We start from the raw sequence: 17,988 nt of genomic DNA on the forward strand, positions 1-17,988 counted from the left end.
ATCATTCCACCTTGGCCTAACGCAAGAGGATCAACTGGGGCACGGCATCGGCGCCCGACCAGATGATCGCGTTCTGTTCATATCTGGCGCCGAGCGCCCTGGCGTCTTCGAGCGCAAGCCCAAGCACCAGGAGACTGGGCTCGCCAGGCCATGCGTTCGAGGGATGCTGGCCAATGCCATCGATGAACGTCAGTCCGCGTTGCGCCAGCTCGCCCGCCAAGGCCGCCTGGCGGCGCGCGTTGTCCGCTTCGTCGGCAGCTTGCCGGCTGAACGGATTCCAGGCGGTGATGAAGGCGCTGCACTTGACGCCGGATGCGTCGTGCAACGCAGCCAGCGACGCGCTGGCCTCGCCGACCCTCAATGTGGCTGGCGCACCGCCGTGGACGTGATAGTGCGTCTCCAGGTAAGCGTGGATGGTTTCGGGATCGATGACTGAAGCAGAAAACAAAAAACCCTCCTTGCAAGGAGGGTCGACGCTGTGCCCGCTTGGTTGTTCCTCAAGCTTCAAGGAACCACATCCGCTCTCGCGATCCACCTTGCCCGGGTAGGCAGGTTGGCATGGGCGTCGACCCAAATCAGAATGTCGGGAGATTGGAACATGTGGACCGATTGCGTGTCAAGGACGGGCGGAGAAGGCTACGGCGAAGGCTATATTCGCGACCGAACATATAGCGCCACCCGCCAATGCTAGCTTGCTCTCGTGCACCGTGCCTGCGTCGACGCTGCAGGCCATTCTCCAGCAGAGAAAAAGATGAGCAGGATCTACATTCCAACCGCCCTGGCCGATAGCTGGGCACCCTTTCTTGCAAATCTGGTCAGGCATTGGAAAGCCGGCTACTCCTCCCGCACGCTGGCCCATTGCTGGCAGGAAGCCGATGGCTTCCCGGTGGAGATCGCCAACGCCATCGAGGCTTATCCGGCGCTGCGAGGCACCGCCTTGCTGCCGGGTATTCCCGAGCATCATGTCGCGTTCCCGCGCGGCACCACCAGATCACGGAACGTCATCTGCGTACTGGGCAAATGCGACGGCCAACTGATCTCCTTCGCTGTGGAAGGCAAAGTTGGAGAACCCTTCGACCGCACCCTGGCGGAGTGGCTCGAATCGGGATCGCCGGGAAAGCATACCCATCTTGATTTCCTCACCGAAACGCTTGGCCTGCCGGAGATCCCCTTGTCGATCCGGTATCAGCTGCTACACCGGACTGCGTCGGCGATCCGGAGAGCGGAGCGCTTTCACGCGGATCACGCAGTGATGCTGGTTCACTCGTTCAGCCCGACCAATGCCTGGTTTGAGGACTATCGCGCGTTCGCTGCGCTGTTCGGCGTGGATGCCAGGCCAAACAGCTTTTACCGCGCGAAAAGGCTGCCGAAGACGGAACTGCATCTGGGGTGGATATGCGGGGCTTCGGCGTATCTTGAGCGGTAGGCAGGACGCCTTCGCGTAGAACGCGGCACCGAATGTTCGGTTCCAGACAGATCGCTTCCTGCACATGAAAATAATGGTCACAAAGGGGAATTTGGCTGGCAGGACCAGGCCGCCCGATAAGAAAAAACGGGGAAACCAGCATGCAACACCAAGCTGTACGAGCCGGAGTGATTGCAGCCTTCGCCCTGCTAGCCGCTGCCGAAGCCTGTGCGCAAATGCAGCAGCGGCAAAGTGAGACAAGCAATGCAGAAAGAATGTCAGTCTGCCAGTGCGTCGCCGACCTTCTGTTCATCGCCGCGCAACTACGCGATACGGGGGTGCCCAGGGAAGATGTATTGAAGCGAGCGAGCGAGCTTGGCGGGGGCGACCGGCTCTTTCTCTCGACGACCACCGAGGCAACGAACATTGCGTACGACATGCCAAAGATGTCGACGGCGAAACTGAAGCAGCTTCACATCGACGCGTGCAAGAAGGAGGTCAGATGAAAGCTGTGCGGGTGGCTTTCGCATAGACAGCGACGATTTGAACATCGCCGGGAATGCGCTAACTGCCAGGGCAGTCGCGGCGCGATGCGGCAACATGGCTTGTCCATTGCCGAAGAAGCGCTGGCTGCTTCGCTGTTGCCAGCCCCTGAGAAGCGAGAACTGCTCACCCGGTGAGGCCGCTGAGTGGGCATGAAGATCGTTCCAAGTTCGATCGGGATTCGCCCGTCCAGTCAGCTGACGCTAGCTGACCGGCTCTTCATCGCCAAATAACGTTGAAATGTCGCGAGCGCCATGAAGAACGCGAATAACGCTCACTTCGTTATCGCTTGTGGCAAAGAAGATCACGTAATTGCCGTATGCACAGGAGCGCATATCGCTACCCAGTTCGGGGCGCCGGCGGTAACCATCTGGATTCCGAGCGATTCGTTGGCACTGCCCGCGCAGTTCCTCGATGAACACCAGCGCACGCGCCAGATTGTCCGCGGCGATGTAATCAGCAATGGACTCCAGATCCAGTTCGGCAAGCGGCGTGATCGTGAGCCGCATCAGCGCTGCTTGCTCTTGTCTGCAGCACGGTACTTGCTCTCGAGCCTGGCAAACACATCTTCAGCAGGCTGTGGGATGCCACTCGACAGGCCCGCCGCGATCTCGGCGCGCAGCGCCTCCAGCTCGAGTTGGTTACGTTGCTCCTGCTGCTCAAGTAGACGAAGACCGGCGCGAACGACCTCGCTCAAATTATTGAAGCGGCCGCTTTGTACCTGTTTCCGGATGAAGGATTCGAAGTGACTGCCAAGGGCCACACTGGTAGGCATCTTGATTCTCCTGGCGGTTAATAATAGTTAACAACAGTTATTACAGCAGGCAGACTAGGCTCTCGTCAAGATACATGAGCACTAAAATCCACTTTTGTGTTCGTCCATCCAGAAATCTAGACACTCGTCACTCGTAATACCGCGGACTCTCATGGGCCGCCCAGTGGATCAGTTGGCGGCCACCACGCGTGCAAGATGTCCCCTCCAGCCATGACCACCATCACCCAATAAAGCCGGCGCCGAAACCACAAAGCTCCCCGACGCGGTTGTAGGCCGCCTCAGGGTCAGCCGGCGAGCGCACGTACCAACACGCTGCGACGACCGCCCTCCGCCATGGAGATGCCGGGCGATGGATCGGGTTGTGCGTTGTCCTGAGGCAGGGACGCTTGCTTCACGCGGTACATGGAGCTTCCTGGCGGTTCTTCGGGCTTTTTTTTGTTCAGGCTTGTTGCGCCGGAGGGCGGCCTGGTGCCGCCGACGGGTTCCGTGAACCGCCTTACTGGGTGATCTTTGCCTTGCCCAGCAACTGCGTGACCAGCGCGGTCGTGGCACGCTCAAGCTCCTGCGCCTGCAACGCTTGCTGGATGCCGGGCTTGACAGTGTCATAGGCCGGGACACTGGTCGCGCGCACTTCGTCGACCTTGACCAGGAAGCGGTGGTTGTTCCAGGCGATGGGGGCGGCGCTCACCGCGCCGGCCGGCAGGGTGGAGAGCGCCTGCGCGAGCGGCAAAGGCAGGTTCTGGGTCTGGCCCTCCTGCGCCGGCACCTTGAAGCTGAGCCAGTCCATCGCGCCGCCGCTGGCCTTGGACGGCGCCAGGCTGACCTGCTGCGCCACCTTGGCGAAGTCCTCGCCGCCCTTGATGCGCGCGAGCGCGGCAGCGGCGGCGGCATCGTCGGCGACCTCGATCAGGCGCCCCTTGTATTCCTTGTCGCCCAGGCTGGCGACGATGGCGTTGTAGCGGGCGCGCACCTGCTCATCCGTGACCGGTGCCGGCTTGACCTGGTCCTTGAGCCAGGCCTGGATCAGGATGCTGTCCTTCGCCTCGCGCAGGGCCTGCTGCACAGCAGGCCGCGCTTCAAGCCCCTCGGCCTTTGCCGCTTGCTGGCGGAACAGCTCGCGCGCGATCAACTGCTGTTTGATGGCGTTGCGGGTTGCCTCGTTATCGGGGAGCCCTGCCTGCTGCATGGCAAGGCTGACCTGGCCATCGGGGATCGCCACGCCGTTCACCGAAGCGGCAAGCACAGGCTGCAGGTTGAAGGCCAATGCGGTGGTGGCGATAAAGCGGGAGATCTGGGGTTGCATGTTCGTTTCCTTTGACATCGGATATCGGAGTTTTGTGTTCTGTGTTCTGTGTTCTGCCACGCGGCTGCACGCCGCACTCAATACGTCCGGTTGAGGGCCCTGCCCGACGAGTTGCGCACGCCACGCCAGCCGGGCTGTGTCGAAGGCGCGCGCCAACGGCAATGGCAGGGTCGCATTGGCATCCAGCTTGGTGAACTGCGCATGCGCCTCGTCAGAGCGAATGTCGGCGGGATCGCGGGACATTGAAGTCGCGGTGGGTATTGGTGGAAACGCCGCCGACCGCATTGGAGATGCCAACGGTAATACGGCCATTGGTCCCGACAGTGACCGTGGGCGCGGAGGTGTCGCTTTGCGCTGGATTTGGGCGCGACCTTATCAAAGGGGAACGGGGAAAAATATGGGAAATCTTCTAAAAAAGTGATTTATTGCAATCTTTGATGATCCGGCAGATGTGCTTCGATTGGATTCAATGAATTTTTGCCGCGCGCGCAGTTGCCACCCCCTCAACATGACCTGCGGCGTACCCGCGGGTTCTGCCAGGTATCATCTGTGCCAGTCCGCCGTCCGTTACGGTATTGCCATGTCCGAACCTCCAAAGCTCGCTGAAATTCTCACACTTGCCGAAGTCCAGGCGCTGACCGACACAACGACGTTCGCGCGCGGCGAGGCCTATTTCCATGACGACGCCGTGTCTCGCCTTGAGGAATACGAAGGCGCTGTTCGCGCCAGCGTACGCGGTACGCGCTCTTACCGTGTTGAGCTCGCCGTCGCAGACGATGGCGAAATCGCCTATGAATGCAACTGTCCAGTAGGCGACGACGGCATTTTCTGCAAGCACGTGGTAGCCGTTGCACTCTCCTGGCTCGAAAACTCTGGCGAAGAGGTGTTCCATACCGAAGAGACAACCCAGGAGAAACCGCGCAAGAAGCGAAAGACCTACGAGGAAGTGATTCGCGAATACGTGGCGACGCTGGACAAGGACGCGCTTCAGGACCTGCTGCTGGAAGCAGTCGAGTTTGACCTGACGCTACGCGACAAGCTGCTGCTCGCCGCGCGTACGGCGCAGGCATCCGATTTCCCCAGCATGAGAACTGCCGTACGGCAGGCAACGCGCAATTCCCGGCCGCTGGGCTGGAGGGAGGCTGGCGCATACGGCGACGGCCTGATGTCGCTGGCAGCAATGTTGCGCCAGAGGCTTGTTGGACCGCACGCCGCGCAAGTGGTCGAACTCTCGGAACTGGCGATTGCCGGCGCGGAAGAAAGTCTTGAGCAGATTGACGATTCCGGCGGCGAGGTGATGCCTGCCATCCTTGAGCTGGCGTCCGTCCATCTCGACGCATGCAAACAGACCTGCCCCGACCCTGTGAAGCTCGCGGAGCGCCTCTTCCGCCTCCAGACAGAAGGGGCATGGGACACCTTCTACAATGTCTTGCCAGCGTACGCAGAACCTCTGGGCAAGAACGGGTTGCGTCGCTACCGTCAACTGGTGAGCGAGGCCTGGGAAGTCCTCCCCGCGCTTGCTCCGAGCAATGAGTTTCGCCAATCATTCGACCCGCGGCGTATGAAACTCGAGCACGCAATGCAAGCCTTGGCGGAGCTTGACGGCGACATTGATGCACTCATTCGAATTCGCTCCAAGGACCTGTCGAGTCCGTACCGCTTTCTGCAGGTAGCAGAACTTTGCACGAAGCACGGCCGTCCGGACGAGGGGCTCGCATGGGCCGAGCGAGGTCTTCGGGAGCCGGGTAGTCATGTCGACTCGCGCCTGCTCGACTTTTGCGTCGACGCGTATCTGCGCCGCAGCGAATTCGACCAGGCCGCTACGTTCGCATGGCGTCGCTTCGAGATGCATCCGACGGCCGAAGCGTTCCCCGCCTTGATGAAGGTTGCTACAGCCATCGGTCGGCATGATGAGACCCGGGAGCGCGCACTCAAGCACCTTTGGGCGCTTGTCAAGGAAGAGGAGTCGACCGGAAAATCGAAGCGCAATGCCTGGCAGAAGCCAACGCGCACCGGACTGGTTAAAATCTTCCTCGCCGAAAAGAAGAACGATATGGCCTGGGACGCCTTCGTCGGCGGCCCGGTCGCGACGCAGCTGTGGCCCCAGATGGCAGCCGTCCGCGGCAGAACGCATCCACATGACGCGATTACCCTCTATAAGCGGCTGCTGCCGGTCGCTGCCGAGAGCGGTGTACGCAACGCGCGCTATGACGAGGCATTTGAAATCGTGCGCGCCATCGGAAGCCTGCGGGCAAAGCTGGGAGAGCGCGCGGAGTTCACCAGCGAACTGGAGGAGATTCGCGCGACCTATCGCGCGAAGCGCAACTTCATCAAGTTGCTCGCCACATTGTCTTGAGCTGCCGTGGGTTGTTGGGCCAGCCCAGGAATTGAAGCAGAGCCTTGCCCAGAGGCGCCACAAAATGCTCCTGGACTCAGCCGCTGTGACAGTTCGCCTCCTTTCCAATCTACTGGTCATCGCCTACAATTATTTCCGATACACCGGAAATATTTTGGCGAGCAGGATCGATTGTGGGAGAAGGCATATGCTGACCATTGAAAACTCTATCTCGGTAGCGGAAACCGCCTACATGGCCGACGTGACCGACAGGGACATAAACCGTCTCGTTGACGAGGACATCCTGCCGAGGGCATTGATCATCCGGGTTGCTGGCCGACGGCTGGCGCCTCTCAGTGCACCGTTTGCCACGTTCTATTTCCGGACAAGCGAGGACCTTACAAAATCGGCTCGAATTCGAGTGATCTCGACGATCATCGAGCGCCTGGCCAAACGATCAGACTTCGATCAGTTTCTGACCCTTAGCGAACGTTTGAAAGACGTCGATTTTGACTGGAAGGTTTCAGAGCAATCCTGGTCGGTAGTGCTATCGCCCTTCGTGGACGCCGCATATAAGCGGTCACTCCGCTCCAGCGAGGCAACGAGCCATGTCGTCGAAGATCCGGATGTCATGGGCGGACTTCCGTGCTTCGCAGGAACTCGGGTCCCGGTAGCAAATATCCTTGCAGCACGCGATGACGGTATGACCGTCGCGGAACTGAAATACGCCTATCCTTTCCTGACGGAGCGACTAATCGAGGACGCGGAGATCTATCTCAAATCGCATCCGCGCCCTGGACGGCCGCGGCGTTTGTCCGAGGCACATCCTGACTTGCGACTGACTGCCGAGGCGTCCAGCGAGTCGCCTCGCGGGCACAACTCGTGAGAGCAAAATACCGGTTCCTGATCGATGAGTGCCTATGGCCAAATCTCGTTCAGCAGGCGGCCCAGAGAGGCCACTGGGACACAACCTGTGTTCGCGATCGCGGCCTAAGTGGAATGAAGGACCATGAGCTAATTCGGTACGCAGTCGATCACGACTACACGCTCGTCACGCATAATGCCGCAGACTTTCGCGGACCGCTCGGCGGGCCACCGAGCGGCCACCACGCGCGGCAGCCCCTGCATGCAGGACTGGTGTGTCTAAACTCAGTGGCACCAATGACTCCACTTCGACAGCAAAGGCTATTCGCAGTGGCAATGGATGAGGCAGAGAAATTACCTGACCTCGTGAACAGAGCACTTGAGGTGTTCGAGGATGAAATTGGCAACGTAACAGTTAGCGTTTACGACATACCAAGCCAAATATAGGCGCGGTCGCAACCAGGCGCGCTTTCACATTGGTGCCAACATTACCAGCGGGCTTCAGCCCCGAAATCGGTTCCTCCCCCATCTTCCGCAGAACCCACAAGCCCTTCCCTTCCCTTCCCTTCCCTTCCCTTCCCTTCCCTTCCCTTCCCTTCCCTTCCCTTCCCTTCCCTTCCGCCACGCAGCGAAATCACCGATCCCACCCGCCTGAATGTTGCATAGGACGATTCCTATTGACATACTAACAAGCAAGAAAACGAGCACGCGTACGCGTGCCAAAAAATCGGGCTAACAGGGATAAGAAGTTGAGCATTCCAACGGTTGAAGCGTCAGCTATCACTTTGGCGATGAAGGAGTTCGATCGGGAACTTCGAGCGACCAAGGAGTGGAAGGGATGGGATAGCAAGAAGTCGCAGCTGTATGCGATCTCTGAGGGTGGGGCGCTATATCCGCCGAAGCAGATAATTTCTATGGCCACCGGCCTCTCGGTCGGGGGCTTTTCCGGCGGACACTCTACAAATTCCTATTTTGAGGAACGGGGATTCAAGATTGTACGGCTCCCGAACGAGCGTAAAGCGTCGGCGTACGAGGAGCCACCGAGCTTCTCACTCGGGAAGATTTACGTCAGAAGGACTGACATACATCTGCCTTTCGGCGGCAGCTATCAGAGTGGCATAGCGCCATCAAGCACGGCTCAAGCCATCTTCATCTTCACAGGTGATAGCGGAGAGCAATATGGCTATGTGGACGGCCGCGATGAGCTGGGCGTGTTCTCCTACACCGGTGAGGGCCAAGTTGGCCATATGACGTTCACCCGTGGCAATCTGGCCATCCGCGATCACGCACAGAATGGGCGAGCGTTGCATTTGTTCAAATCGCTCGGCAAAGGCAAAAACCAGGAATACCTCGGCGAGCATGCCTATGCCGGGCACTCGATTCGTCGGGGGCCCGATAAGAATGGGGACCAGCGCGACGTGATCGTATTCCAACTTGTCCCTGTGGCATTGCTGAATGACGAAAGCGTTGCCTCATTCGACGACGAAGCCACTGTGGCAGTCCCAGCTAGTTTGGAGGAGGCGCGGCGACGAGCGATGGAGGCGTTTCGCGGGTCACAAGGGGAAACGGGAAAGACGGCACTGAGGCGGCTCTATCAGCGTAGCAAGCAGGTGAAGGACTACGTCTTGTTGCGTGCGGAGGGAAGATGTGAGTCGTGCCTTCAGCCTGCAGCGTTTCGGCGGAAGGATGGGTCTCCTTATTTAGAACCGCATCACACGACACGGGTCTCGGACGGTGGTCTCGACCATCCCCGTCATGTGGCGGCGATATGCCCGACTTGCCATCGGCATATTCATCATGGGCTTGGGGGGCAACAGAAGAATTTGGAGCTGATTGAGGCGATTGCGGTTAAGGAGGAAGCAGGATAGGCGAACCAGGGAGCAAGCCATCCAATTGCGCGATTGATGCGTCTAGGAACCTGCCCCGAACTGGATGCATCCTATTGGCCTTGGTATGCAGACTGGGCAACTCGTCGGAAGGATCATCCAATGCGGCATATGGTAATAGCACCGGCCTCCATCAGTTCTTTCAGCGGCAGCTCATCAAGCCAGCCAACCCACCCAGCATGGGCCCGCGCCGCTTCCAGTCGGGCGCAATGTACCCGGTACTTGGCCTCGCGAGACAACCAAAAGGCAGCATTGCTGCCCAATACGCGCTCCAGGCGCAGCGCCGCCTCATCGGTCAGCGGCACCTTGCCGTTGACCAACTGACTGAAGTGTTTTTCGGTGTATCCCAGCCGCACAGGCAATTCGGCTCGCGTCCAGCCTCATTCCTCAATGAGGTCAAGAATGCTATCACCAGGTGAGGAGACCCAGTCTGGCGCAAAGGAAGCACGCAACTTGCTCTAAGTGCAAAACGGGCACACAAAGTTGATTTTAATCACTTCTGTGTGCCCGTTTAACTGGAACGATCAATTGCTAGCCTCGTCTCCAATGCGCCATCGACGGCAAGGTGGTGTAGACGGATACAAAAGCTAAGAAAGAGTGCCTTGCTGGGCAAGGACTTGCGGGGAGTGCGCACGCATAAGGCGAGAAAACGGAACCCGTAAAATGAGAAATTCCGCCTGTGGCCTTCTCGAGCCTGGTGCCGAGCGAGCGGCTGATTGAACCTGTCCCATCAGCGGACGACGTTCGCGCTCGCACGCAGTTTTTCAATAAGTGCGCTTGAAGTAAGGAAATTCTAGCGATTTTCGCGGGTGATGGGAATCTGCTGGGTGCGCACCGAAAACCCCTCTCTATCCAGTCTCAGGCCGGTGATTTCGCTGGCGGGGCGAGACGGCCGCGTCCCGTAGCAACCCGAGCTGGAGAGAACCCATGAAATCGACCAGTGACTTTCGGGTTAACCGAAACATGTGCGATTTCAGGCATCGACGGTCGTGACTTGTCCGAAAAATGTGCGATTCGTCTGCAAGACTGTCCGAAAATTGTATGTTTCTGGCACTCCAGAGTCCGCCGTGACAGGTTGAGACGTCTGCGTGCGCCCGTCGCAACCCGACCTGGAGGGTATTCATGAAATCGACCCGTCTCTGCCGCGCCTGTGGCAACGCGTTTGTGCCATTGCTGCATGTTCCCCACCAGCGTTATTGCTCATCGCAAGCTTGCCAGCGTGCTCGTCGACGTGACTGGCAAAACCACCGGCTTCGTACCGACAACGATTATCGCGACAACCAGGCCCGAGCGCAGGAAACGTGGCGCGCAAGCCACCCAGGCTATTGGCGCGAATATCGAGCTGCGCACCCAGTGTATCGAGAGCGCAACCGCAGCATGCAGCGGATGCGCAATGCAAGGCGGACTTTCAAGCCAATTGCAAACATGGATGTCATCGGGCGCCATCGGCCGCTGGGTTCTGGCTTCTACGTACTGAGTCATGCGGATGAGGCCGGCGTTGCAAAAATGAACGCGTGGACCGTCCACATCGCCGTGCTGTCTGCACCGACAGCGCCACCCATATGATTGCAAAGAGATGACGTGATTCACATTGGCGTAGTGCCTGCTACCCTTGCCTCATCTTCAAACACCACCACCTGATGTGAAGCCGTGGCGCTCGCATTTGAGGCTCCCTCGCGCTCGGTGCCTGCCGCGTCTCTATGTCTGAATTGCGGAGTGGAGAATGTCATCCAATAACGCGGGTGCAGCAGTCGTAGCTGGCTCCTTGGCAGGACGGGCAGCGGAGTATGTTCGTATGTCGACCGAACATCAGCAGTATTCGACCGCGAATCAGCGCGACAGAATTCGAGACTACGCAACCCGTCGCGGAATCGAAATCGTCCGCACGTATGCCGATGAGGGTAAAAGTGGTCTTCGAATCGATGGTCGCCAGGCACTTCAAAGCCTCATCTCCGATGTGGTCAATGGCAATGTTGATTTCTGCGTAATTCTCGTCTACGACGTGAGTCGATGGGGGCGATTCCAGGATGCCGACGAGAGCGCGTATTACGAGTACATTTGCCGCCGTGCTGGCATCCAGGTTGCGTACTGTGCGGAGCAGTTCGAGAATGACGGCTCACCTGTCTCGACCATCGTGAAAGGGGTAAAGCGGGCAATGGCTGGCGAGTACAGCCGAGAATTGTCCGCGAAGGTATTCGCCGGTCAGTGCCGATTAATTGAGATGGGCTTCCGACAAGGAGGTCCAGCCGGCTATGGGCTGCGCCGCGTATTGGTCGATGAGCACGGTCTCATGAAGGCGGAACTGTGCCGCGGCGAACGTAAGAGCCTGCAGACGGACCGGGTAATCCTCATGCCGGGGCCGGAAAGCGAAGTGCGAATCGTCAATCTAATCTACAACTGGTTTATCGACGAGTCGCTCGACGAATACGAAATCGGGGCTCGCCTGAATGGTATGCATGTGCGGACTGACCTTGACCGCGAGTGGACACGAGCCACGGTACGGGAAGTATTGACCAACGAGAAATACATCGGCAACAACGTATACAACCGGGTGTCGTTCAAGCTGAAAAAGATGCGGGTGACCAACACATCCGACATGTGGATTCGAAAGGAGGGGGCATTTCAAGGAATTGTGCCAAGCGAAACTTTCTACACGGCTCAGGGCATCATGAGAGCCAGAGCGCGTCACTACTCGAATGAGGAGCTAATCGAGCGATTGCGCAACCTGTACCGCAGTCGCGGGTTTCTGTCCGGCGTAGTGATTGATGAAACAGATGGCATGCCTTCTACGTCGGTCTATGTGTACCGATTCGGCAGTTTAATTCGTGCCTACCAGACAGTCGGTTTTACCCCTGGACGAGACTATCGATACATTGAAACCAACCGCTTCCTGCGACAACTGCATCCCGAAATCATCGCGCGGACGGAGAGGAAAATCGCGGATTTGGGCGGCACGGTGATACGCGACCCGGCTACCGACCTGCTGACGGTCAATGACGAGTTCACGGCCTGCATCGTGCTCGCGCGCTGCCAGGCGCATGACAATGGCCGAAATCATTGGAAGGTGCGCTTCGATACGAGCCTCCTGCCGGATATTACGGTTGCCGTGCGACTCGACCAAACGAATGCCACGGAGCTGGACTACTATCTTTTGCCACGTCTGGATTTTGGACAACCTCGTATTCACCTCGCCGACCAAAATCCAATCGAATTTGAGAGTTATCGCTTCGATACGCTGGACTACCTCTATGGCATGGCCGAGCGTGCACGTCTGAGGAGAGTAGCGTGAACTCGCGGCAGCAGCTCGGAGAAATCCGGATGGTCCCCGTCGCTCAGATTGAAGTCATCAATCCGCGAGAGCGCAATGGTCGAGTTTTCAAGGAAATCGTCGACAACATCAAGACCATCGGTCTCAAGAAACCTATCGTTGTCACGCCGCGAGCGACGACCGGCGGAATAGAAAAATACCTGCTCGTGTGCGGCGAGGGGCGATTGAAAGCATTCCGCTCGCTCGGGGAAGCGACTATTCCCGCACTCGTTGTAAGCGTGAGCGACGAGGACGCGTTCGTAATGAGTTTGACGGAGAACATCGCGCGCAGACAGTGTCGCCCACTTGAACGGCTTGCCGGCATTCGGCAATTGCAGGAGCAGGGATATACGCCGAAGGTCATTGCCGAAAAGACAGGCCTTACGCCGGCTTACGTTCACGGCATCCTCACGCTGCTGCGCCAGGGAGAAGAGAGACTTGTCGTTGCGGTGGAGAAGGGCCTCGTCCCCCTGAATGCGGCCCTTACGATTGTTGGCGCCGGCGACGACGACACTGAAATACAGGCGGCACTCCAGGAGGCCTATGAGTCGGGCAAATTGCGGGGCAAGCAACTGATGAACGCTCGCCGTGTCATCGAGCGCAGAAAAGCGCTAGGGCGAAGCACGGCGCACAATATGACGAGCAAGTCCACCGCCGTCACGACATCGAGTCTCGTGCGTACGTATGAGCACGAGGTAGAACGTCAGAAGTCCATGGTGAGAAAGGCCGAGTTCACGCAGCAGCGGCTGCTATTTGTGGTGGGTGCATTGAGGCAACTGTTTGCCGATGAGAACTTCGTCAACCTGCTGCGTGCGGAGGGACTGGCCAGCCTGCCGAAGTATCTTGCCGAACGCGTTTGGCCAATCGGGAGTGCCACATGACTGGCGTAACTCTTGGATTCATCCCCGAGCCATTGTCGGTGCCCGTCTCCAATATCTTGCCATCGCGAAGAATACCGGCGCCCGTGGTCGAATCGCGCAAATTTAAGCAGATAAGAGCCTCCATTGAGGAGGTGGGCCTCATCGAACCGCTCTCTGTAACGCCTGCGGACCAGTCTTCCGGGCAACATGTTCTGCTAGATGGGCATCTACGGTTACTTGCCATCCAGGACTTGGGGTACGAGCGGGCTGCCTGCCTTGTCGCGACCGATGATGAGAGTTACACGTATAACAACCGCGTAAATCGGCTCTCTACAATCCAGGAGCACTACATGATACGGCGAGTAATCGACAGAGGCGTATCGCCCGAGCGATTGGCGAGAGCTCTTTCCGTGGATGTGTCTCAGATTATAAAGAAGATGTCACTGCTCGACGGCATTTGCCCGGAAGCGGCTGAGCTTCTCGGAGACCGGCAGTTCTCGGCAGAGCTTGCTCGCGCTATTCGCAAAATGAAGCCGACGCGGCAAGTCGAATGCGTTGAGTTGATGGTGGCCGCGAACAATGTGTCAGTCTCCTACGCCGAGGCCTTGTTGGTGGCTACGCCTGCAGCGTGTCTTGTGAAGGGAAAGAAGCCACGCAAATTGGCCGGCGTTAGCCCGGAGCAGATGGCGAAAATGGAGCGGGAAATGAGCAATCTGCAGGGACAGTACAAGCTCGTGGAGCAGACTTACGGCCAGGACGTACTAAACTTGGTGCTTGCGAAAGGATACCTCGCCAAGCTCCTCGAAAACGAATCTGCTCGGCAATACGTTGCCCAGCGCCATCCGGATTTGATGGTGGAGTTCGATTCCATCGTGGCAACCATTTCTCTTGACCAGCAGCAATGCGGCGCGGTCCTCTAGCCGGACCCACGCAAAGTAGCTGGCAGTCTACACGGCACTAAAGCAGACACCCAGTTCTCGATGCCCTTGAACCGAAACGACCAGGCTTCGGATGGGTCCGTCCGACCTAAGTAGGTAGCTAGAGTCGCGTGGACGCACTGAGGAATGGCGGCGCACTCTGTCCTAGCGGGTCATGATGGCTGACCGCTCCGGGTCCGAAGCGATGTTGGCAGCCAGGGGTATCGCCCTGGCTGCGTGCGGTGGCAGGGTCAGCGAGTGGCCGCAATCTGCCCGAGCTCCGCCACAACGGCGTCCTTAAATGTCTCGAAGACAATCCAATTCTTGAACTCCGAGTTCCAATACCCACGCCCTCGGCAAATTGGCTCTACCAGTTGCCGAACAGGCTCGCAGATTTGATGGAACACCGCGATGTTGTTTCTAGGCAATTCACGCACGTGAACCGTCACGCCCAGAATAGAAAAAGTCCATACTCCGTCTCGTTCAAACATGTTGACCTCCTGTGTTGAGAACGAGGCCAGCCTAGTCAGCTCGGGTAGTCGAAAACAGTTGCCAACGGTGGAAATAACTGTGCGAGACGGAAATATTTCATTTAAAATCAATAACATAAAGAACAACCAGCCCGAGCCGTTCCAGGCTGACGAGAACGAAAAGCTGGCCGCACTCGAGGCGTTCTTGGGCTTTCTCAAACTGCAGGGGAAGGAGACGAAGGCACTGAGAGTCGCGCGCGGTCTTGCCGAAGACACGCGCGACCGGCTGAACGAAGGCAAAGCCGTAGTTGCTTACAACTCCGTCAACGTCGCGGCGATGGCAGAACACCCTGTGGCGCCAGAGCGGGCCACCGCCTGGCTCGCCAAAATCTGGAGCAATCTTGATGAGCGCCTTGAAGAGCGTGCAACCGGCATCCAGGACTTTGCGCGTCAGGCAGGCCTATCGATTTATGCGTGGCCCAGGAAGACTCCCGGCGCAGGCGGCACCGGGAACAACTCCACCTACGACATCGAATTTCTGAAGCTTGCAGTGTCAGATGCCGAGCCCACAGCGCCGGCACCCGGCGGCATCGCATATGTGCAAGACTTAACCTTAAAGCCTGCCTTCTGGCTGAAGCCACTCATCCGGACTGGCTTTGCCCTCGAGGGATGGAGGCGCATTGCCTTCCTTGTATATGGCATTGGCGGGCCAGCGGTCGTCGGAACGCTCCTGGTTCTGCTGTGGCTTGCGCTGACGACTCAATCGGCGAGGATACCCACCGGAGACATCCTTACCCTGGTCCTATTCGCCGCCATGGTCGGATGGCTGGGTTTCGCATTTCTCAGTCCTTTCTGGAGGCTGATTGACTTGCGCATAATCATGGCACCCGACCTGCTCCTGTCGTTGCGTGAGCGTGGCGTTCAACTCGAGGCGGCAAAGGAGCCTGGGGGTGACGGGCAACACGTCCGCGTCATCCGATTGGTGCGGTACTCGGGTCGCTGCCCTAAATGTGGAGAGACTGTTCATCTCTACGATGGACGAAGAGAGTTTCCAGGACGCCTGGTAGGAAAATGCGACGAACATCCTGCCGAGCACCTGTACTCGTTCGACAGGTTTACAAAGACAGGTGGCCCGCTACGATAGGCGGCCCTTCGTCGATTTTCCGACGGCGACGCCATCCGGCAGCAAGAAACCCTTGAACTGAAGGCCTTTTACTATCTGCGCTCTGATTTTGCGGACTAATTCATGGCAAACGAACACGCAGCGCTGCTGAATTCGGTTCTCCTTCGGCTTGGCCGCAATATCCTGCTATTCCAGCAGATTGAATCGGGATTGAAGTTCATGCTGCCTTATATGCACCCGAAAGGTAGCGCTAGCGGTGACGATGCCTTCGCCAGGTTTCGGGACAAGACCAAAAGCCAAACGCTAGGGAAGCTGGTGGAAAACCTCCAAGAGTCGATGAGAGCGGACACCGACACGCTGGCGCAGTATCTCGAGCGCATGGTAGCGCAGCGCAATCAACTCGTTCACCATTTCCATGAGATGCCAGGCGTCTCGCTGTTGACCGTGGACGGCTGCCGTGCCGCGATACAAACTCTCGACGAACAGCATCGTGAGGCGCAGCCGCTCCAGGACATGGTCCATGCTCTAGGTGTCAGCCTTGGAGCATCGATGGCCGCAAAGTTCAAGGACTACCCTGAGTTCGTGACCGTCTACGCGGCGCTAAAGCAGCAGCTCCCTGCCCATGTCGAGTATGTTGACCTGACCGACCCTTGCGAGACGAATTGGCCCAATACTCGCATCGTTAGGGCTCTCCAGGAGGCCGAATTTCAGACCGAGCCGGTAAACGGCATGACATCGTTGGCCCGTGCCGGGGCCTTTCTCCGCTCGCTCGACGCTGACCTAGGCTCACAGGCATATGGCGTAAACAAGCTCAAGCGCGTCCTTATACTGTCAGGGGCCTTTGACATTGCCGAACACTGTCCACACGAGGCTGCGGAGCCCATTACTCTCTATCGTAGCAAGCCCACCGACAGGCGCGGCCCTGCGTGAAGCCATGCCGCGCTGACGGCGAAAACATCGGCCGGTCGGCGGGCCGCAATCGATGGCCGGTGCCGCGATTTTGCCCCCGCGCTTGCGGTAGTGTCTGAACCTGAGAAGCTCGCACACGCGAACTCCTCACCGCTTCAGCCTGGAATGTAGGCATTGCGCAGAGCCTCGTTGATTTGCTGCAACGGAATTTGCCCTTGCCCCAGAAGAGGGGCTTGTTCGCGACTGACCTTCAGCGAGAGGTCATCCAATTCAAGCGAAAGCAAAGTCAGGGCTTCCAGCTTCTCGTCCGTGTCAAACACGATTCGCGAACCGTCAGGTACGTACAGCTTCTTCGCTTCGGCGTGGTTGCGTGCCAAATAATCCAAAAAACGCGTTGCCTCGCCCAAAATGGCCAACTCGTACGCGACGCCCACGGTGAGTGCGCGTACGTCTGCATGCCACAGCATCGAGGCAATGTCGAAGCTCGAAAGGCGAATGGCCGTACCTTCGTCAATCGCATCTGCCTTGACGTTCTTGCACAGACGGATGGCTTTCTTCAGGCCACCGCCGCACTCTCGGTCTCGGTCGGTGATACGTTGAATATGCCGAAATGGCATATTCCTGACACGGGCAGGAGCATGCTTATCGAGAATGTCCACGCCACGGTCTGCCTCGAAGCCAGTCCTCTGGTAGTCGACTGTATCGAACCAATTCGACGGGACGACGTCGACATCCCGACGAAGGGAGCCACCGGACAGATGAATTGCCTTCGCGCCGGTCGTGTCGACCTTGGCTGCATAGTATGCGTCGGTCAGAATCCTTTCGGAATGTTCCCGAAGGCTACGTAGCGCATCCAAGGTGTTGTATGACACAGGGTTTCGATACTCTCCCCGCTGCGCTTTCGGGCCGGTACGGTCGTAGTGAATGTAACGCTCTTCGAGCACCAGCAAATCGACATCACTTGCACCACGGATATGGACGTCGCAAGGGACGGAGCCTTGAAGACGAAATTCGACCCCTATCCCGAGCTTCTCGAGACCAGCCTTGAGCTGCTTGCCTACCCTGGTTGCCTCTTCAACGCCCACACGTGTGTAATCAGCGTCTACCGCCTGCATTGAGCCAAGGGCGTACTTCGTGAACTCTTTTTCGGCGCCACGTTCCTGGTAGGACTCCAGTGCTGCGCTTTTGGCCAGCACCTGCTCGGCGGAGTCGAGAGCCATCCCGCCACGGTCAGTACCGCGCCGGCGCGCATCAAGGGATTTCAGCCGCTTCTGAATATCACGTGCCATCT

General features: G+C 58.2%; 19 protein-coding genes and 1 riboswitch. Of the genes, 12 read left to right on the forward strand and 7 right to left on the reverse strand.

Annotation, left to right across the window (positions count from 1 at the left end):
- Positions 1-16: 16 nt before the first annotated feature.
- On the reverse strand, positions 17-448 hold the full coding sequence (locus AC1DQ3_RS15565; RefSeq protein WP_477121067.1) for a DUF3293 domain-containing protein: 432 nt from the start codon (positions 446-448) through the stop codon (positions 17-19).
- A 28-nt stretch (positions 449-476) separates the two neighbouring features.
- Positions 477-589: riboswitch (SAM-I-IV-variant riboswitch) on the reverse strand.
- A 111-nt stretch (positions 590-700) separates the two neighbouring features.
- Between AC1DQ3_RS15565 and AC1DQ3_RS15570 the strand changes: the two genes are divergently transcribed.
- Both AC1DQ3_RS15570 and AC1DQ3_RS15575 read left to right on the forward strand, forming a co-directional pair.
- Positions 701-1,426, forward strand: a complete 726-nt coding sequence (locus AC1DQ3_RS15570; protein ID WP_477121068.1) for a DUF6946 family protein — start codon at positions 701-703, stop codon at positions 1,424-1,426.
- Positions 1,427-1,566: 140 nt separating this feature from the next.
- Positions 1,567-1,911 (forward strand): hypothetical protein, encoded by a 345-nt coding sequence (locus AC1DQ3_RS15575; protein ID WP_477121069.1) that lies wholly within the window; start codon positions 1,567-1,569, stop codon positions 1,909-1,911.
- A gap of 240 nt (positions 1,912-2,151) precedes the next feature.
- Here the strand turns inward: AC1DQ3_RS15575 and AC1DQ3_RS15580 are convergent, their stop codons facing one another.
- The 3 genes from AC1DQ3_RS15580 to AC1DQ3_RS15590 all read right to left on the reverse strand — a co-directional run bounded on the left by AC1DQ3_RS15580 (position 2,152) and on the right by AC1DQ3_RS15590 (position 4,026).
- Entirely contained in the window at positions 2,152-2,457 is a 306-nt protein-coding gene (locus tag AC1DQ3_RS15580) for a type II toxin-antitoxin system RelE/ParE family toxin (protein WP_477121070.1), read from the reverse strand.
- Entirely contained in the window at positions 2,457-2,723 is a 267-nt protein-coding gene (locus AC1DQ3_RS15585; protein WP_477121071.1) for a type II toxin-antitoxin system ParD family antitoxin, read from the reverse strand. Before AC1DQ3_RS15585 ends, AC1DQ3_RS15580 begins: the two co-directional genes overlap by 1 nt.
- 496 nt (positions 2,724-3,219) lie before the next feature.
- Positions 3,220-4,026: a peptidylprolyl isomerase gene (locus AC1DQ3_RS15590; protein ID WP_477121072.1), complete on the reverse strand. Its 807-nt coding sequence runs from the start codon at positions 4,024-4,026 to the stop codon at positions 3,220-3,222.
- Between the two features lie 580 nt (positions 4,027-4,606).
- Here AC1DQ3_RS15590 and AC1DQ3_RS15595 point away from each other — a divergent pair.
- The 4 genes from AC1DQ3_RS15595 to AC1DQ3_RS15610 all read left to right on the forward strand — a co-directional run bounded on the left by AC1DQ3_RS15595 (position 4,607) and on the right by AC1DQ3_RS15610 (position 9,093).
- Entirely contained in the window at positions 4,607-6,382 is a 1,776-nt protein-coding gene (locus AC1DQ3_RS15595; protein WP_477121073.1) for an SWIM zinc finger family protein, read from the forward strand.
- 187 nt (positions 6,383-6,569) lie between these two features.
- Positions 6,570-7,247 carry a DUF433 domain-containing protein gene (locus AC1DQ3_RS15600; protein WP_477121074.1) on the forward strand — a complete coding sequence of 226 codons (678 nt, stop codon included), beginning with the start codon at positions 6,570-6,572 and terminating at the stop codon, positions 7,245-7,247.
- On the forward strand, positions 7,244-7,672 hold the full coding sequence (locus tag AC1DQ3_RS15605; RefSeq protein WP_477121075.1) for a DUF5615 family PIN-like protein: 429 nt from the start codon (positions 7,244-7,246) through the stop codon (positions 7,670-7,672). The genes AC1DQ3_RS15600 and AC1DQ3_RS15605 overlap by 4 nt, the downstream gene beginning before the upstream one ends.
- A 302-nt stretch (positions 7,673-7,974) precedes the next feature.
- Complete coding sequence (locus AC1DQ3_RS15610) at positions 7,975-9,093, forward strand: HNH endonuclease (protein WP_477121076.1); 1,119 nt, start codon at positions 7,975-7,977, stop codon at positions 9,091-9,093.
- Between the two features lie 113 nt (positions 9,094-9,206).
- Here the strand turns inward: AC1DQ3_RS15610 and AC1DQ3_RS15615 are convergent, their stop codons facing one another.
- Complete coding sequence (locus tag AC1DQ3_RS15615; protein WP_477121077.1) at positions 9,207-9,473, reverse strand: helix-turn-helix transcriptional regulator; 267 nt, start codon at positions 9,471-9,473, stop codon at positions 9,207-9,209.
- A 760-nt stretch (positions 9,474-10,233) separates the two neighbouring features.
- Here AC1DQ3_RS15615 and AC1DQ3_RS15620 point away from each other — a divergent pair.
- From AC1DQ3_RS15620 to AC1DQ3_RS15635, 4 genes are all read left to right on the forward strand, one after another.
- A complete protein-coding gene (locus AC1DQ3_RS15620) occupies positions 10,234-10,677 on the forward strand; it encodes a hypothetical protein (RefSeq protein WP_477121078.1) in 444 nt (147 codons plus the stop codon).
- 157 nt (positions 10,678-10,834) lie between these two features.
- Positions 10,835-12,400, forward strand: coding sequence for a recombinase family protein (locus AC1DQ3_RS15625; RefSeq protein ID WP_477121079.1), 1,566 nt, complete (start codon positions 10,835-10,837; stop codon positions 12,398-12,400).
- Between the two features lie 29 nt (positions 12,401-12,429).
- Positions 12,430-13,299, forward strand: a complete 870-nt coding sequence (locus AC1DQ3_RS15630) for a plasmid partitioning protein RepB C-terminal domain-containing protein (RefSeq protein ID WP_477101296.1) — start codon at positions 12,430-12,432, stop codon at positions 13,297-13,299.
- Positions 13,296-14,198, forward strand: coding sequence for a plasmid partitioning protein RepB C-terminal domain-containing protein (locus AC1DQ3_RS15635; protein WP_477121080.1), 903 nt, complete (start codon positions 13,296-13,298; stop codon positions 14,196-14,198). The genes AC1DQ3_RS15630 and AC1DQ3_RS15635 overlap by 4 nt, the downstream gene beginning before the upstream one ends.
- A 248-nt stretch (positions 14,199-14,446) precedes the next feature.
- On the opposite strand, the gene AC1DQ3_RS15640 is transcribed toward AC1DQ3_RS15635, so the two are convergent.
- The gene (locus tag AC1DQ3_RS15640) at positions 14,447-14,686 is read right to left on the reverse strand and encodes a hypothetical protein (RefSeq protein ID WP_477121081.1); all 240 of its coding nucleotides are present in this window, start codon (positions 14,684-14,686) and stop codon (positions 14,447-14,449) included.
- 79 nt (positions 14,687-14,765) lie between these two features.
- Here AC1DQ3_RS15640 and AC1DQ3_RS15645 point away from each other — a divergent pair, with 79 nt between their 5' ends.
- Together AC1DQ3_RS15645 and AC1DQ3_RS15650 are read left to right on the forward strand one after the other, a co-directional pair.
- Positions 14,766-15,809, forward strand: a complete 1,044-nt coding sequence (locus AC1DQ3_RS15645; RefSeq protein ID WP_477121082.1) for a hypothetical protein — start codon at positions 14,766-14,768, stop codon at positions 15,807-15,809.
- 102 nt (positions 15,810-15,911) lie between these two features.
- Entirely contained in the window at positions 15,912-16,718 is an 807-nt protein-coding gene (locus tag AC1DQ3_RS15650) for a hypothetical protein (RefSeq protein WP_477121083.1), read from the forward strand.
- 134 nt (positions 16,719-16,852) lie between these two features.
- On the opposite strand, the gene AC1DQ3_RS15655 is transcribed toward AC1DQ3_RS15650, so the two are convergent.
- Positions 16,853-17,986, reverse strand: a complete 1,134-nt coding sequence (locus tag AC1DQ3_RS15655; protein WP_477121084.1) for a nucleotidyltransferase-like protein — start codon at positions 17,984-17,986, stop codon at positions 16,853-16,855.
- Positions 17,987-17,988: the final 2 nt, after the last annotated feature.

The organism is Cupriavidus sp. 01T418 (genome assembly GCF_056398885.1).